General features: G+C 74.1%; 6 protein-coding genes. All 6 read right to left on the reverse strand.

Translation table 11 applies throughout. From position 1 onward, the window contains the following. Positions 1–20 precede the first annotated feature (20 nt). Positions 21–1,013, reverse strand: a complete 993-nt coding sequence (locus P1P70_RS24655; RefSeq protein ID WP_319241315.1) for a ketoacyl-ACP synthase III — start codon at positions 1,011–1,013, stop codon at positions 21–23. Next, on the reverse strand, positions 1,010–2,377 hold the full coding sequence (gene ccrA / locus P1P70_RS24660) for a crotonyl-CoA carboxylase/reductase (protein WP_319241317.1): 1,368 nt from the start codon (positions 2,375–2,377) through the stop codon (positions 1,010–1,012). The genes P1P70_RS24655 and ccrA overlap by 4 nt, the downstream gene beginning before the upstream one ends. A gap of 14 nt (positions 2,378–2,391) precedes the next feature. After that, complete coding sequence (locus P1P70_RS24665; RefSeq protein WP_319241319.1) at positions 2,392–2,601, reverse strand: DUF5988 family protein; 210 nt, start codon at positions 2,599–2,601, stop codon at positions 2,392–2,394. Between the two features lie 119 nt (positions 2,602–2,720). Then, positions 2,721–5,321 carry a LuxR C-terminal-related transcriptional regulator gene (locus P1P70_RS24670; protein WP_319241320.1) on the reverse strand — a complete coding sequence of 867 codons (2,601 nt, stop codon included), beginning with the start codon at positions 5,319–5,321 and terminating at the stop codon, positions 2,721–2,723. Between the two features lie 427 nt (positions 5,322–5,748). After that, entirely contained in the window at positions 5,749–12,435 is a 6,687-nt protein-coding gene (locus P1P70_RS24675; protein ID WP_319241322.1) for a type I polyketide synthase, read from the reverse strand. A 91-nt stretch (positions 12,436–12,526) separates the two neighbouring features. Continuing rightward, entirely contained in the window at positions 12,527–17,581 is a 5,055-nt protein-coding gene (locus P1P70_RS24680) for an acyltransferase domain-containing protein (protein WP_319241324.1), read from the reverse strand. Positions 17,582–17,654: the final 73 nt, after the last annotated feature.

A 17,654-nucleotide genomic window follows, 5' to 3' on the forward strand; every position in this document is an offset into this window, starting at 1 on the left:
GGGGTGGCGGTGGGGGCCGTTCAGGCCTGCCAGCGCAGCAGGCAGAGGCCCGCCGCCATGCCCGCGCCGAAACCGGCGAGCAGCAGCAGCTCGCCGTCGGACAGCAGGCCCGCGCGGGCCGCCTCGTCCAGGGCCACGGCGACCGAGGCGGCGCCCATGTTGCCGTAGCTGACCAGGGGCGTGTGGGTGCGGGCGCCGCCGAGTCCGCAGCGCTCGACCAGTTCACCGAGGAGCACTCCGTTGGCCTGGTGCGGGACGAAGTGTGCGACCTGGTCCAGCGTGGTCCCGGTGCGTTCCATCAGGGAGCCGACCATCGGGGGCACGTTCTCCATGACGAAGTCGGCGACGCCGCGTCCGTTCATGCGCAGGAAGTGGCCACCGTTCGCGACGGTGTCGGCGGACGCGGGTACGCGGCTGCCGCCGCCCTCGATCCAGATCAGCTCGTGGGCGTCGCCCCGGCCGACCAGTTCGGTGTCGATGATTCCGTACGGTTCCGGGACGGCGCCCACCACCGCGGCACCGGCGGCGTCGCCGAGCAGGACGGCGGTGCCCCGGTCCTGGTAGTCGAGGAACCGCGAGTACAGGTCGGCGCCGATCACCAGGGCGAGGGTGCCGGGGCGCAGTGCCACGAGCGCGCGGGCGACGTCGAGGGCCTGGACGAAGCCGGCGCAGGCGATGTTGATGTCGAAGCAGGCCGCGCGGTGGGCACCCAGCGCGTCCTGCACCAGGGAGGAGGTGGGCGGCAGGGGGGCGTCGCCGGTGGAGGTGGCGACGATGAGGTGGTCGATGCGGTCCGCCTCGACGTCGGCCCGGGCGAGGGCGGCGACCGCCGCGTGCCGGGCGAGGTCGGAGGTGGCCTCGTCCGGTGCCGCGTAGCGGCGCCCCTGGATCAGGGTGCGGCGGCCGACCCACTCGGCGGTGATGTTCGGGACGCGTCGCGCGATCTCCTCGTTGGTGATCTCCTCCTTGGGGAGGTAGGAACCGGTGCCGAGGATGCCGATGGAGGGGGTCACACCGTCACCTCCAGCGCGCCGGGCACGTCGGCGGCGAAGGGGCGCAGCGGGTTGAGCCGGTCCGCGCCGATGCGGGCCCGCAGCTCGGGATCGGTGACACCGAGGCCTGGTTCCGGGGCCAGGCACAGCACGCCGACCTTGCCGATGTGCTCGTTGCGCTGCACCAGCCGGGTGGCCTCGCCGACCTCCTGGAGCGGGAACAGCGAGGACATCACCGGCATGATCCGGCCCTGCGCGAACAGCCGGGCGCACTCCCACTGTTCGTGGAGGTTGGCCACATGGCTGCCGATCACCCGCTTGAGCTTCATCCACAGGTAGCGGTTGTCGTAGCGGTGCCGGTAGCCGGTGCTGGAGCCGCAGGTGACGATGGTGCCGCCGCGTCGCACCACGAACAGGGACATCCCGAAGGTGGCCTGTCCGACGTGTTCGAAGACGATGTGCGGGTCCTCGCCGGTCTCGCGGCGGATGACGGCGCCGAGCCGTTTCCCGTCGGCGATGGCCTGCTCGAAGTCGTCGCCCTCGGACTCGCCGACGCCGATCTCCGAGCGGTCGATGACGATGTCGCAGCCGAGGGCCCGGAGCGCCTCGGCCTTGCGCGGGGAGCCGACGACGCCGACGGGGATGCCGCCGCCGTTCTTGACGAACTGCACGGCGTAGGCGCCGACTCCGCCCGTGGCGCCCCAGATCAGCACGACGTCGCCCTGTTTCATCCGGGCGCCGCGGTCCGAGACCAGCATCCGGTAGGAGGTGCCGGCGCAGGCGGGTACGGAGGCGGCCTCCTCCCAGGTGAGGTGGGCGGGCTTGGGGATGAGCTGGCTGGCCCGGGCGAGGCAGTAGTGGGCGATGCCGCCGAAGTTGGTCTCGTAGCCCCAGGCGAGCTGGTGCTCGCCGAGCATGCCGTCGGCCTGCGTGACGGCCTCCTGCTCGTCGACGCAGGCGGCGTTGACGAGGACGTGGTCGCCGACGCGCCAGCGCCGGACGGCCGAGCCGACCCGGACGATCACGCCGGCCGCGTCCGAGCCGAGGACGTGGAAGGGCTGGTCGTGACGGGCGGCCCACCCGCCCTGCCGTCCGTAGGAGTCGAGGAACCGGAAGGTCGACAGGGGTTCGAAGGTGGCGGACCAGACGGTGTTGTAGTTGATCGAGCTGGCCATGACGGCGATCAGGACCTCGTCGGGCGCGATCTCCGGCATCGGCACGGGGCCGACCCGGAGGGTCTTGCGTACGTCCTTGTCGGCCACGTCCCGGAAGATGTCCACGTCCTCGACGCGGAGGTGGGCCGCGGTGAACTCCTCCGGCAGAGCCGCGTGTGCCAGCTCCTCGGGGTGTGCCCCCGCGAGCACCGCGTCAGTCACAGTACCCATGTCGGCCACACCCCCTATTCCGCGATCGCGGTCCGGGTCGTCCAGCGGAAGACGGCGACCTCTTCGCCGTCGATCGTGGTGAATTCCCCGGCGTGGACGAAGTGCTCGTATCCTGCACCGAACCGGTGCTTGATCTTCTCCGTCAGCGAGGTCGCGAACTGAATCCTTTCCTCCTCGGGAAAGGACGAGGGGCCGTCCGACAGCAACACCTTGAAATTGACCATGCCGAAACCTCTGGTTTCTCGGGGATTCACGAAACACGGATCGCGGATTCACCGTCCAGAGAAATCTGACAGGGCCCGGTGCGGCCGGACAACCCCTACACCACCCCGGAGATCCGGGTTCACGCGCTTTCCGGCAACCCCAGTTCTATGTGCAGGGGAAGTTCCTGACGGGAGGTGATGTCCAGTTTCTTGTACACACGGGTGAGGTGCTGTTCGACGGTACTGACGGTGATGAAGAGCTCGGTGGATATCTCACGGTTCGTCATGCCCCTGGCCGCGAGCACCGCCACGCGCCTTTCCGAGTCGCTGAGTTTCGCCGCGGGGGACGGTATGCCAAGGGGCTCGCCGGCGGCGCGCAGGACCTGACGGCCGTCGGCGAGCCCCAGCAGGGCGATCCGGTCGCGCAGCGGAACGGACCCGCACTCGTCGGCCAGCTGCCGCGCCTTGCGGAGGGTCAGATCGGCTCGGGCGGACTGGCCGAGGTCCTGGCAGGCCTCCGCGAGGTCGACGAGTACACGTGCAAGTTCCCACGCGTTGCCGGACGCCTGTGAGTGTTCGGCGGCCCGGGTGAGCAGCCCCGGGCGCTCGCAGACCTCGGCGAGCTGGGCGCGGACCCGCAGCCACTGGCCGGTGGCCAGGGCGCTGTCGGAGCCTGCCTCCTTCTCGTGGGCGTCGAGCAGTTGCTCCGCCTCGCGGACGTTGCCGAGCGCGAGCCAGGCCTCTGCGGCGTCGATCCGCCAGGTGGACCGGGGCCTGAGGGCCGGTTCCCAGCGCTCGGAGTACCTGCCCACGGCCAGGAAGTCCGACAGCGCGAGATGGGGTCGGCCCACGGCCAGCAGGAACTGACCGCGTGCCCTGAGGTAGTCCAGTCCGTACGCGCTGCGGAAGAAGCCGTCGGGGACGGGCCGGTCGAGCAGTCGGACGGCCTCCTCGTACTGGCCGGAGGCGGTGCAGGCGGCGACCAGGACGGTGAGGACCCCTCCGCACAGCCAGTGGCTCGGCGCGTCGCCGCCCAGTTCCATGACCTCCCGGGCGTGGGCCTCGGCCTCCGCCGGCCTGCCCCGGGCCAGGCAGCTCTCGGCGCGCAGGGCCGTGAAGAGCTGGCGCCAGCCCTCGACGCCGCGTTCGGCGGCCTCGCGCTGGAAGCGTTCGCACCACGCGTCGGCCAGATCCGGCCGGCCGACGGCCGTCAGATGGCGCAGTTCGGGGACGATCAGGGCGAGAGTGGTGTCGCCGAGGGTCCAGGCGCCGAGGTGTTCCTCGATCTCGTGGACGGCACGGGGCCGGACGTGGTGACGGTTGACGCAGACCTGGATGGCGACCCCGTCGGCGCAGACCTGCCCGCCGACGAAGTGCCCCTCGCCGCACGCGGTGCGCTCGGACGACATCCGCAGGGCCCAGGCGTCCGGTATGCCGGGGGTGAGGCAGAAGAACCAGGGCCAGCCCTCGTCGAAGTGGTCCGGCCACGGGTCCTCCTCGCTCCGGTCCACGGCGGGCGGGGCCATGCCGCGCAGCATGGTCGTGCCCTCCTCCAGCCGGCCGCATCCGATCAGCAGCAACGCGGTGAGCACCGTGCGCGCGGGGCAGCAGTTCGCCCCATGGGCGCACTCCGGCCACTCGGACTTCTCCAGATACAGCTGCTCGACCCGCCACGGCTCGGTCCGCAGCAGCACAACGGAACGTTTCAGCGTGAGCCTGGCCCGCTCCCAGCAGTCGGTGGTCGAGGCCTGGGCGAGTTCCACGCAGGCCACCGCGAACGCGGTGTCGTCCAGGGCCAGGGCCTCGTCGGCGGCGCGCTGGAGGGCGGCCGTCTGCCACGACTCGCGCACATGGCCGATCTCCAGCAGGTAGCGGGCCGTCACCCGGGCGCCCGCGCCGCTCTCGCGCAGTCGCTCCGCGGTGCGCAGGAGGACCTCGTCCCGTCGGTCGGGGCCCGCCTGTTCCAGTACCGCGGCCTCCATGACCGGGTGCCTGAGCCGCCAGCCGTCGACCAGACCGGCCTCGCGCAGCAGGGTCATCCCGCGCACGATCTCCGGGGCCTCCAGCGGCAGTACGGCCGTCAGGCTGGTGAGGTCGGAGAACTCGCGCAGGGCCCCCATCCCGAGGGCGACGGTCTCGGCCCACGGTCCGCTGAGGCGTACGCAGTCAGCGGCCACCTGCGCGTACAGACCGCGGGGGTAGGGCCAGGGCGCTCCGAGGTCGGCGCGTGCCTGCATGTCCAGTTCCTCGGCCAGGGCGCGGACGAGGAGCGGGCTGCCACCGCTCAGGCTGTGCAGTGTGTCGCACAATTCGCCGTCCAGCGGGCGGGCGTGCAGGTCCTCACAGAGCGCGCGGGTCTGTTCCCGGTCCAGCAGGCCCAGCCTGATCCGATGGAGGTTGGGCTGGCGGAGCAGATCGCAGTGCACGTCGCCCTCACAGCCGCCGAACGGCAGCAGGGTGAGTACCAGCATGACGGGGTGTTTGCGCAGGCGGCGCCTGGTGGCTTCCAGCAGTCCGCGCCAGTGCGGGGCCTCTCGGTCCTGGGGCTTGTCGAAGCAGACGACGACGGGTGCGGTCCGCGCGAGGGAGGCCAGCGCTTCGTCTAAGCCCTGCGGGTCACCGCCCTGCCGGCTTCCCGCCGGGGCCGCGTGCTCCGTCACCGGTGCGGTGAGGCCACCGATGTCGGCCGCGGTGAGCACGGTCGCGCCGGTCTCCGCGGCGTAGTGCGCGAAGCCGTCCATGAGGTCGGTTTTCCCGCAGCCGGCGCCCCCCTCCAAAACCACGGTGGTGGCCGCGCCACGTTTACACTCTGTGAGGAGGGACTTCATGAGTTGCAGTTTGTCGTCTCTGTCAGAAAACAACATGTACTTAACCCCAATCACACCCCACCGTGTTCTGCGCGTTCCGTCGAAAACCCAGAACTGTCGCAGAGCGCGCCGGACGGTCTGTAGAACTGTCCGATGTCGTCGGTGCCCCCGCAAACACCGCATCGGGTAAGACGAGCAAATGCCACGCATGACCTGCTCCGTCGCATCACCAGCGATCGCGACGGCCTCGGAACCAACACTAGCCAAGGCGAAGCGACCATGGAAGTGGCCTTCCGAAACGCTGCGGACGCGACGCGCGGAGATTCTCGGACTTCAGCGAGGCAGGATGATTACGCGTCAGTTATCTGCCCTTTTCGCCTTCTACGGAAAGGGATCTGGCCATTTTCACGAGGCCGGCCGCGTCCATCGCGCGAATCTCGTCGCGCTGGTCGGGTTCCGCGGGCACGGCCGTACCCGGTGGTGTCGTGCGGCTCGCGGCGAGGGCGAGCAGCGGGTCGAGCAGACCGCTCTCGCGTAGTGCCGCCAGGGGCACGGACATGATGAGACTGCGGATCTCGGCGTCCCGCCCGCCCCCGTCCGGGCCGGGCCCGGCCCGGCCGTGGCCCGGCGCCAGTTGGGCCGAGACCTGGGCGGCGAGCGCGTCGAGCCGTGGGTGGTCGAAGACCACGGTGGCGGGAAGCCGGAGCCCCGTGGCGGCGTTCAGCCGGTTCCTCAGCTCCACGGCGGTGAGGGAGTCGAAGCCCATCTCGCGGAACGACCGTTCCGTGTCCACCAGTTGGGGCGTGGCATGGCCGAGGACGGCGGCGACCTCGCCGCGCACCAGGGCGAGCAGGGTGTCGGTGCGCCGCCCCTCGGGCAGGGCCGCCAGACGCCTGCGCAGCACCTCCCCCGGCTGGTGCTCCGCCCGGGCGGCGGCCCGGCGGCGTGCGCGGGCGGCGCTCGGGCCGAGGAGGGGGTGGAACAGCGCGGGCAGCGGTTCCCGGGCGTGGCGCGCCCGCAGGGCGGCACGGTCCACCGGCGCGGCCACGACCGTGGGGTGCGCCGTCCTGCCGAGGAACACCTCGTCGAACAGGGCGAGCGCCTCGTCGGTGGGCAGCGCCCGGAATCCTCCGGCCCGCAGTCTGCGGTGGTCGGTGGCGTCCAGATGGGCGGTGAGCGCGCTGCCGCGTTCCCACAGCCCCCACCCGATGGATACGGCGGGAAGCCCGAGGGCCCGCCGCCGATGGGCGAGGGCGTCGAGGAAGGCGTTGGCTGCCGCGTAGTTGGCCTGGCCCGGTGAGCCCAGGGTTGCGGCGGCCGAGGAGAACAGGACGAACCGCCGTGTCTCCGGGTGGAGTCGTGTCAGCCGGTGCAGGTTCCAGGCGCCGTGGACCTTCGGCCGGAGTACCCCGGCGAGCCGGTCGGCCGTCAGGGAACCGATCGCCCCGTCGTCGGTGGTGCCCGCGCAGTGCACGATGCCGCCCAGCCGCACGCCGAGGCGCGCGAGGACGTCATGGAGCAGGGCCGTGGCACCGGGGTCGGCGATGTCGCCGGTCACGAGCTCGGCGGCGGCGCCCGCGTCGGCGAGTTCGGCGAGCAGCGCCCCTGCCTCCGGGGCGCGCGGACCCGAGCGGGACAGCAGGACGAGCCGCCGGGCCCCGTGGTGGGTGACCAGGCGCCGGGCGACCAGGGCGCCCAGAGTGCCGGTTCCCCCGGTGACGAGCACGGCCTCGTCGGGGGCGAATTCGGCGGGCGGCACGGTCAGTACGGCCTTGCCCACGAGGCTCGCCCGCGCCAGGGCACGGAAGGCGCTCGGGGCGTGGTGGACGTCCCAGACGGTGGCCGGGGGCGGGGTGAGCGTGCCGTCGGCGAACAGGGCTCCCAGTTCGCGCAGGATCTCCTGGATCCGCTCCGGCCCCGCGTCGGCCAGGTCGAACGGCCGGTATCCGACCCCGGGACGGCCGGCGGTGACCTCTGCGGGGTCCCGCAGATCGGTCTTGCCCATCTCCACGAACCGCCCGCCGGGCGCGAGCAGTTCGAGGGAGGCGTCGGTGAACTCTCCCGCCAGGCAGTTGAGTACGACGTCCATGCCCCGGCCTTCGGTGGCGGCGCGGAACGTGTCCCGGAACTCCAGGGTGCGCGAGTCCGCGATGTGGGCGTCGTCGAGTCCGGCCGCGCGCAGCGCCTCCCACTTGGGGCGGGAGGCCGTCGCGTACACCTCGGCGCCCAGGTGGCGGGCGAGTTGCACGGCGGCGGAACCCACGCCGCCCGCGGCCGCGTGGATCAGCACCCTCCGGCCGGCGCACAGCCCGCCGAGGTCGACCAGACCGTGGTACGCGGTCAGGAAGGCGACGGTCGCCGACGCGCCCTCCACGTCGGTCCATCCGTCGGGCACCGGCGCGAGCAGCCGGGCATCGGCGACCGACAGCGGCGCGAAGGGCGTGTCGAGCGTGCCCATCACCCGGTCGCCGGGCGCCGGCCGCGTGACGCCGGGGCCGACCTCGGTGACCACCCCGCACCCCTCACTGCCGAGCCGGGCGGCGTCCGGATACATCCCCAGGGCGATGAGGGTGTCCCGGAAGTTCAGTCCGGCCGCCCGCACGGCCACCCGTACCTGGCCCGCGGCGAGTTCGGCGGTCCCGTGGGTGTCGGGCACGAGCGCGAGGTTCCCGAACGATCCGGGCTCGGTGACGTCCAGCCGCCACTGCCCGGCTCCCACCGGGGCACGCAGGACGTCCGGCTCACCGACGGCGCGCACCAGGCGCCGTGCGTAGACCTTGCCGCCGCGCACGGCCACCTCGGGCTCCGCGGCGGCCAGGGCGGCGTCGAGCACACCGGCGTCGGCCGCGCCTTCACCGGCCACGTCCGGATCCGCGTCCGCGTCGTCCGCGTCGACATCGACATCCACGTCCACGTCCACGTCCACGTCCACGAGCACGATCCGGCCGGGCTCCTCCGCCTGGGCCGATCGCAGCAGGCCCACGAGCGTGGCGTGGGCGGTTCCCGTGGCCGTGTCCGGGGTGCCGGGCAGCGGCGCGGCACCCCGGGTGACCACGACGAGGGGCAGCTGCGCGCAACCATCGGCTTCGACCCGGCTCCGGAGCAGCTCCAGCCCCCAGGCGGCGGCGCGTCCGGCGGCCTCGGCCACCGTGTCGTCGGTGGCCGTGACGGGACAGCGGGCGACCACGGCGGCGGGGGGCACCGCGCCGGCGGCGAGCGCCGCGTCCAGCGCCGCCATGTCGCCGTGGAGGTGTCCCCCGCCGCCGGCGCTCGTCGGCTCCACCGGGTCGCCGTGCGGGTGTCGTCCCGGCGCGGCGTCCGTGCGGAGCCACGCGTACGGAGCGGAGGCGCTCTCGGAGGCCGGCAGTTCCTGCCATTCGACGCGGAGCAGTCCGTCCGGTCCGGCGGACGCGGCCGGTGCCGCCGGGTCGGGGGAGGCCGGCCGGAAGGCGAGCTCGTCCACGGCGAGGACGGGGGCGCCGAGCGCGTCCACCGCCTGCAGGGACAGTCCACCGGAGCCCGTCGGCGTCAGCCGCACCCGCAGCGAGGTGGCACCCGTCGCGTACGCCGTGACGCCCGTCCACGAGAACGGCAGCCCCGCACCCCGGTCCAGGGCGCCGGGGAGGAGGCCGGCGCCGTGCAGGGCGGCGTCCAGGAGGGCGGGGTGTGCCACGAAACCGTCGCCCGAGGTGTGCGCGGGGTCCATGTCGACCTCGGTGAACACCTCGTCCCCACGGCGCCACGCGGCCCGCAGCCCGCGGAACGCCGGCCCGTAGGCGAATCCGGCGGCCGCCGTCTTCTCGTAGAGACCGTCCAGTTCCACGGGCTCCGCCCCGACGGGCGGCCAGGTTCCCAGGTCGAACGCCGGCTGCGGGTCCGCCCCGAGGACGGCGCTGCCGTGCCGGGTCCACTCCTCGTCCCCCGACTCCGTACGGGAGAAGAAGCGCACCGCGCGCCGCCCCTCCTCGTCGGGCTCCTCCACCACGAGCTGCAACCGCACCGGCTCGGCCGCGCGCAGCGACAGCGGTGCCTCCAGGACGAGTTCGTCGACCTCGGGGGTCCCGAGCCGCTCCCCCACCCACAGCGCCAGTTCGAGGAAGGCGGTGCCCGGCAGCAGGGTGGTGCCGTGCACCACGTGGTCGGCCGTCCAGGGCTGCTCCTTGGGCGAGAGGCGCCCGGTGAACACCGTGCGGTCCGCGTCGGCCGGTTCCACGACCGCGCGGAGCACGGGGTGGTCGGCCCGCCCGAGCCCGGCGAGGGCCACGTCGCCGGAGCGCGCGGCCGGCATCTCGGTCCAGTAGCGCCGGTGCTGGAAGGCGTACGTGGGCAGGTCGACGGCCCGGGCGCCGGTTCCGGCGAAGCCGGGCCGCCAGTCGACCGGGGCCCCGTGCACGTACGCCTCACCCAGGGAGAGGAGCATGCGGCGCGGACCGCCCTCGCCGCGACGCAGCGTGCCCGTGGTCCCGACCGCGCGCCCGGCCGCCTCCGCGGTGTCCCGTACGGCGCCCGTCAGCACGGCGTGCGGGCTGATCTCCACGAACAGGCAGTGGCCCTGCTCCAGCAGGGCCCGTGTGGCCTCCTCGAACCGCACCGGCCGACGCAGATTCCGGAACCAGTACGCGCCGTCCAGCGCGGCCGTGTCCATTCGGTCCCCGGTGACGCACGAGTAGTAGGCCACCGGCGAGGACACCGGCGCCACCGGGGCGAGCGACTGCGCCAACTCCTCCCTGATCTCCTCGACATGGTGGGAGTGCGAGGCGTAGTCCACGGCGATGCGGCGTGCCCGGGCGCCGCGCGCCTCGGCCTCGGCGATCACCTCGTCGAGACCCTCCGCGCTCCCGGCCACCACCACCGACGACGGCCCGTTGACCGCCGCGACCTCCACGCGGCCGTCGGCCGCCGCGGACAACGCGCGCACCTCGTCGACCGGCAGTTGCACGGACGCCATGCCACCCCGGCCGGAGAGGGCGAGAATCGCCCGCGAACGCAACGCCACCACCCGCGCACCGTCCTCCAGGGACAACGCCCCGGCTACCACCGCCGCAGCAATCTCCCCCTGCGAATGACCGACCACCGCCGCCGGCTCCACCCCGAACGACCGCCACACCTCCGCCAAAGACACCATCACCGCCCACAACACGGGCTGCACCACATCGACCCGCACCAACTCACCCTCATCCACCAGAACTTCGGTCAACGACCAGTCCACGAACGCCGACAACGCCCGCTCACACTCGGCCATCCGCTCCGCGAACACCGGCGAGGTCTCCCACAACTCCACCGCCATACCGGCCCACTGCGAACCCTGCCCCGGGAACACGAACACCGGGCCCGGGCCGCCACCCGCGCGCCCCCGCACCACTCCTGCGTCCGGCTGTCCCTCGGCGACCGCCGCCAGACCCCGCAGCAACTCCGCACGCCCCGCGCCGACCACCACGGCCCGGTGCTCCAGCGCGGCACGCGTGAGGGCGGACGAGTAACCGACGTCCTGCGGACGGGTGCCGGGACGGCTCCGGAGACGGGCCAGGAGCTTCGCCGCCTGGGACCGCAGCGCGGCCTCGCCGCGCGCGGAGAGCAGCCAGGGCACAGGCCCCGCGCCGTCCTCCTCCTGGTCCTCCTCCGAGGACGCGCCCCGCGCCTCGTCGCCCTGTTCGAGGATGACATGGGCGTTGGTCCCGCTGATGCCGAACGAGGAGACGGCCGCCCTTCGTGCACGCCCTGTCTCCGGCCACGCACGGGCCTCGGTCAACAGCTCCATCGCGCCCGTCGACCAGTCGACCTGTCGCGTCGGCCGGTCCACGTGCAGGGTCTTCGGCAGCACCCCGTGCCGGAGCGCCATCACCGTCTTGATGACACCGCCGACGCCGGCGGCCGCCACGGTGTGCCCGATGTTGGACTTGACGGAGCCGACCCACAACGGCCGGTCCGCGGGCCGCCCCTGTCCGTACGTGGCCAGCAGCGCCTGCGCCTCGATCGGATCGCCCAGCCGGGTCCCGGTGCCGTGCGCCTCCACCGCGTCGACGTCGGCCGGTGACAGCCCCGCGTTCACCAACGCGTCCCGGATCACCCGCTGTTGCGACGGACCGTTCGGGGCCGTCAGCCCGTTCGAGGCGCCGTCCTGGTTCACCGCCGCCCCCCGTACCACCGCCAGCACCGGACGCCCGTGGCGGCGGGCGTCCGACAGCCGCTCCACCATCAGCACGCCCACGCCCTCGCCCCAGCCGGTGCCGTCGGCCGTGTCCGCGAACGCCTTGCAGCGGCCGTCGGAGGCGAGGCCGCCCTGCCGGGCGAACTCGGGGAAGATGCCGGGGGTCGACATCACGGTCACTCCCCCGGCCAGCGCGAGGTCGCACTCACCCGTCCGCAGCGCCTGCACCGCGAGGTGCAGGGTGACGAGGGAGGAGGAGCAGGCCGTGTCCACGGTGAGCGCGGGGCCCTCCAGGCCGAGCGTGTAGGCCACCCGGCCCGACATGACGCTGCTGGTCATCCCGGTCAGCGACGGGGGTTCCTCGGTGTCCTGGCTCATCGCCAGCAGACCGACGAAGTCCTCGGAGCCCCCGCCGAGGAAGACTCCCGTGCGGCTGCCCCGCAGCGACGAGGGGTCGATGCCGGCCCGCTCCACCGCCTCCCACGACACCTCCAGGAGCAGCCGCTGCTGGGGGTCCATCGCCAGCGCCTCGCGCGGGGAGATACCGAAGAACTCCGCGTCGAAGCCCGCCGGATCGTTGAGGAAGCCGCCCTCCAGGGTCACCGAGGAGGAGACCCCGTCGGCCGCTTCGTAGAGGTCCTCCAGCGGCCACCCCCGGTCGCGGGGGAAGGGACCGATCGCGTCGGTTCCGCCGGTCACCATGCGCCACAGGTCGTCGGGCGAGGCGACCCCGCCGGGGAACCGGCAGGCCATGCCGGTGATGGCGATCGGCTCCCGTACCCGGTCCTCGGTCCGCCGCAGCCTCTCGCGCAGATCACGGGCGTCGGCGATGGCCCGCCTGAGGTACTCGCGGAGTTTGTGCTCGGTCTCGCTGCCGGGTTCGTCGGATGTGCTGGACATACGTGCGTCACTTTCCTCGCGGTGGGGGGATGTGATGCCTGACCGGCGGGGCGGGGTGTGGCCCCTGCCGGGCAGCGCGGTGCCGCCGGGGTCAGGGCAGCCGGACTCCGTCGTCGACCATGGCGAACAGGTCGTCGTCGGAGGCCGCGTCGAGGTCGGGGGCGGGGTCGGCGGTGGTGCTGCTGTCGACCGGTTGCTGCCAGGTCCGCAGCACCTGGTGGAGTCGCTCGTCCAGGTGCCGGCGGTCGGGGTCGTCGTGGGGCACGTCCCCCAGGTGCCGGAAGAGTCCGTCGAGCAGGGCGAGCGCCTCCTGGGCCGGTGAGGCCTCGGGCGGGGCGAGTTCGGCGTGCAGCCGTTCCGCCAGTGCCTGCGGGGTGGGGTGGTCGAACACGAGGGTCGCGGGCAGCCGCAGTCCGGTCGCGGCGGCGAGGCTGTTGCGCAGCTCGACGGCGGTGAGGGAGTCGAAGCCGAGTTCGCGGAAGGTCCGCCCGGAGCCGAGGGAGTCCGGTGAGCCGTGGCCGAGGACCGTGGAGGTGTGGGTGGTGACGAGGTCCAGCAGCAGCCGGTGGCGTTCGGTGTCGGACAGTGCGGTCAGCCGTTCGGCCAGGGCGGGTTCCCCGGTGCCGGCGACGGCGGCGCGCCGCAGGAGGGGAGCCTGCACGAGGGCGCGGAAGACGGCGGGCAGGGTGCCCGCCTCGGCCTGGGCGCGCAGGGCGGCGGTGTCCAGTGCCAGGGGTGCCACCGCGTCGGCGTCCGCGCCCAGGGCGGCGTCGAACAGGGCGAGTCCCCGGTCAGGGGCGAGGGCGCGCAGTCCGGACCGGGCCATCCGTCGCTGGTCGGTGTCGTCGAGTCCGGCGGTCATGCCGTCGCCGGTCTGTTCCCAGGCTCCCCAGAGCAGGGACAGCCCCGGCAGCCCCCGGGCCCTGCGCCGGGCCGCGAGGGCGTCCAGCCAGAGGTTCGCCGCCGCGTAGTTGGCCTGGCCGGGGTTGCCGGTGAAGCCGGAGGCGGAGGAGAACAGCGCGAACACGGCGGGGTCGTGGCCGAGTTCACGCAGGACCGCGTCGAGGTGGGCGGCGGCGTCCGCCTTGGGGCGCAGGACGCGGTGGAGCTGTACATCGGTGAGCCCGGCGGCGATGCCGTCGTCGAGGACGCCGGCGGTGTGCACGACCGCCGTGGTCGGCCGGTCGGCGGGCAGCCCGGCCAGTGCGGTGCGCAGCGCGGTCCGGTCGGCGAGGTCGCAGGAGAGGGTGGTGACGGTTTCGGCGCCGGCCGCGCGCAGTTCGGCCTCCAGTCCGGCGGCGCCCGGGGCGTCGGGGCCTCGGCGGCTGAGGAGCAGCAGGTGCCGGGCGCCGTGCCGGGCGACGAGGTGGCGGGCGACGAGGCCGCCGAGGTGACCGCCGGCGCCGGTGACGACGAACGTGCCCTCGGGGTCGGTTCGACGGGGGACCGTGAGGACGGCCTTGCCGACGAGTTTGGCCTGGCTCAGCGCACGGAAGGCGTCGCGGGCCCGGCGAATGTCCCAGACCGTCAGGGGCGGCGGGGCGAGGGCGCCGCGCGCGAAGAGGTCGAGGATCTCCCGGAGCATCTCGCGCATCCGGTCGGGGGGCGCCTCCTGGAGGTCGTACGCCTGGTAGGTGACGCCGGGGTGGGCGGCGGCGACGGTGTCGGGGGCGCGGATGTCGGTCTTGCCCATCTCCAGGAAGTGCCCGCCGCGCGGCAGCAGGCCGAGGCCCGCGTCGACGAACTCCCCCGCCAGACAGTCCAGGACGACGTCCATGCCCTGTCCGCCGGTGGTCCCCAGGAAGTGGTCGGCGAAGGCGAGGCTGCGGGAGTCGGCGGTGTGGTCGTCGTCGAGTCCGGCGGCGCGCAGGACGTGCCGCTTACCGGCGCTGGAGGTGGCGTATACCTCGGCTCCCAGGTGCCGGGCGAGTTGCACGGCGGCGGTGCCGACGCCGCCGGCTCCGGCGTGGACGAGCACCTTCTGGCCGGGCTGGACGTCCGCGAGGTCCACCAGGCCGTAGTAGGCGGTGAGGTAGGCGATGGGGACGGCTGCGGCCTGTTCGAAGGTCCAGCCGTCGGGCATCGGGGCCAGCCAGCGGTGGTCGGTGACGGCGACCGGGCCGAAGGTGGCGGGGCCGAGGCCGAGGACGCGGTCGCCTGGCTCGATGCCGGGCACGTCGGGTCCCACGGCGGTGACCACGCCGGCGAGTTCGCCGCCGAGGCCGCTCAGTCCGTCGACGAGGCCGAGGGCGACGACGACGTCCCGGAAGTTCACCCCGCAGGCGCGTACGTCGACCCGTACCCGGCCGGGCCCGGGCGGTGCGGCGAGGCTCTCGGGTGCCGGGACGAGCGCGAGGTCGTCGATGGTGGCACCGTCGCCCACGCGGTCGAGGATCCACGGTCCGGGGCCGGGCGGCGGCAGCAGCGCGGAGTCGCGGGAGAGGGGGATCAGCCGGGGTGTGTGGACGGTGCCCGCGCGCAGGGCGAGCCGGGGTTCGGCGATCGCCAGGGCGCGGGTGAGCGCGGCGGCCGAGGCCTCGTCGCCGTCCCAGTCGACGACGGCGATCCGGTCGGGGTTCTCGTGCGCCGCGGAACTCATCAGTCCCCATACGGCGGCGGCGACCGGGTCGGGGGCCTCCTCCTCGGGCCCGACGCGTACGGCGCCCCGCAGCAGCAGGATCAGCCGGGCGGCGCCCACGTCGGCGGGGTCGGACAGCCAGCCCCGTACGGTGTCGAGGACCTGTTCGGTGACGGTGTGAACGGCCGTCACGGCGTCGGTGTCACCGGGTTCGGTGCCGGACGGCAGGGCGGTGTCGAGGGCGAGCACGACCTGGTCGGCGTCCCGGGCGGCGGCGGCCGGGGCGGGGTGGCGGGCGGCCCCGGGCAGGGCGGGCAGGCGGTCGGGGTCCCCGACGAGGGCCCAGCGGCCGGCCGGCAGCGGTACGGTCTCCCAGCCGGGCAGGTGGAGGTCCTCGGCCGGCGCACCGGCCGGGGCGGGGGCGGCGAGGTCGGGGGCGGCGCGGACGGTCAGCGAGCGGATCGTCGCCACGGGGGTGCCCGTCGGATCGGCGAGGGCCAGAGTGAGGCTGTCGGGGCCGGTCGGGGTGATGCGGACGCGCAGCGCGGTGGCGCCGGTGGCGTGCAGCGTCACCCCGTCCCAGACGAAGGGCAGCCGGGCCGCTCCGGCCGCGTCCGCGAAGGGACCGCCGGCGAACACGGCGGCGTGCAGGGCCGCGTCGGCGAGTGCGGGGTGGAGGGCGAAGTCGGCGGCGCCCGCGACCGTTTCGGGCAGGGCGACCTCGGCGTACACGTCGTCGCCCTGCCGCCAGGCGCGCCGGACGCCCTGGAAGGAGGGACCGTAGGCGAAGCCACCGGCGGCGAGGCCGGCGTAGAGGGAGTCCGTGTCGACGGCGGAGGCCTCGGCCGGCGGCCACGCGGTGCCCGTACCGGCGCCGTCGTCGGGCTGTTCATCGCCGAGGACGCCGTCGGCGTGGGTGGTCCACTCGTCGCCGTCCGCGGACTCCGGCTGGGAGACGATCCGCAGGGCGCGCCGTCCGTCGTCGCCGGGCCCGTCGACGACGGCCTGGATCCGTACGCCGCCGGTGGTGGGGAGCACCAGGGGCGCCCGCAGGACGAGTTCGCCGACCGCGAGGGCCGTACGGGTCGTGGTGCCCAGGCGTGCGGCGGCGTGCAGGGCGAGTTCCAGCAGGGCCGTGCCGGGGACGAGGACGGAGCCGCCCACGGCGTGGTCGGCGAGCCAGGGGTGGGTGTCCACGCCGAGGCGGCCGGTCAGCAGCAGGGTGTCGGTGCCGGCCACGGTGACGGCGCCGCCCAGCAGGGGGTGCCCGGCGGTGGGCAGCCCGGCGGCCTTGCCGGCCGAGGCGCCGGGCTTGGGCCGCAGCCAGTAGTGCCGCCGCTGGAAGGCGTACGTCGGCAGGGGCACGGGGTGGGCGTCGCGGCCGGCGAAGAAGGCCGCCCAGTCCACCGGGACGCCCCGTGTGTGCAGGTGGGCGAGGGCGGTGACGAGCGCGTGGGTCTCGCCCTGGTCGCGACGCTGCGTGGCGACGGGCCGCAGGGCCCGGTCGTCGGCGTCGACCAGGGCGGTGAGGGCGGCGTCCGGGCCCAGTTCGACCTGGGTGGTGACGCCCGCGTCCCGCAGGGTGCGGGTCACGTCGTGGAAGCGGACGGTGTCCCGGACCTGACGGGCCCAGTAGTCGGGCGACCGCCATTCCTCGTCGTCCAGGAACCCGCCGGTGACGCCGGAGACGACGGGGACGGCGGGTGCGTGGAACTCCGTCTTCCGGACGACGTCACGGAAGTCGTCGAGCATGGGGTCCATCAGCGGGGAGTGGAAGGCGTGGGACACGCTCAGGCGCCGGGTGCGGCGGCCGAGGCCGGTGAAGTGCTCGGCGATCGAGGCGACCGCGGTGGCCGTCCCGGAGGCCACCACGGACCGTTCGCCGTTGACGGCGGCCAGCGCGACGGCGTCCTGCCGACCCGCGAGCAGCGGTGCGACCTCGCTCTCGGTGGCCTCCAGGGCGACCATGGCGCCGCCCGTCGGCAGGGCCTGCATGAGCCGGCCGCGCGCGGCCACCAGGGCGCAGGCGTCGGGCAGCGTGAGCATGCCGGAGACGTGGGCGGCGGCGAGTTCGCCGACGGAGTGCCCGGCCAGATAGCGGGGCGTCACCCCCCAGCTCTCCAGCAGCCGGAAGAGCGCCACCTCCATCGCGAAGGTGGCCGCCTGGGTGTACTCGGTCTCGTTCAGCAGCGCGGCGGCGTCGGTGCCGGGTTCCGCGAACATCGGGTCGAGCAAGGGCTGTTCGAGGTGCGGGTCGAGTACCGCGCGGACCGCGTCGAGGGCCTGTGCGTAGACCGGGAAGGCCGCGTACAACTCCTTGCCCATGCCGGGCCGTTGGGCGCCCTGCCCGGTGAACAGGAACGCGCAGAGCTGTTCGTCGGCCAGGCCCGTGACGAGTCCGGGGGCGGGTTCCCCGGAGGCCAGCGCGGTCAGGGCGCGGGCTAGTTGGTCGCCGTCCTTCGCGACCACCACGGCCCGGTGTTCCAGCGCGGCCCGGGTGGTGGCGGTGGCGAGACCGAGGTCGAGGAGGCGGGGGCCGTCGGAGGCCGGGTCCGCATCTGCCTGCACGTGCAACCTGGCGGCCTGCGCGCGCAGGGCTTCGGGGTCGCGGGCCGAGAGGAGGACGGGGACGGCGGCGAGG

This window comes from Streptomyces sp. MB09-02B, assembly GCF_033794485.1.
GTDB lineage: Bacteria > Actinomycetota > Actinomycetes > Streptomycetales > Streptomycetaceae > Streptomyces.

What these genes read in the sequence shown, in the direction of transcription:
- P1P70_RS24670 (WP_319241320.1), bottom strand. Translation starts at nt 5,321, where the DNA reads ATGGACGGCTTCGCGCACTACGCCGCGGAGACCGGCGCGACCGTGCTC.
- P1P70_RS24675 (WP_319241322.1), bottom strand. Translation starts at nt 12,435, where the DNA reads ATGTCCAGCACATCCGACGAACCCGGCAGCGAGACCGAGCACAAACTC.
- P1P70_RS24665 (WP_319241319.1), bottom strand. Translation starts at nt 2,601, where the DNA reads ATGGTCAATTTCAAGGTGTTGCTGTCGGACGGCCCCTCGTCCTTTCCC.
- ccrA (WP_319241317.1), bottom strand. Translation starts at nt 2,377, where the DNA reads ATGGGTACTGTGACTGACGCGGTGCTCGCGGGGGCACACCCCGAGGAG.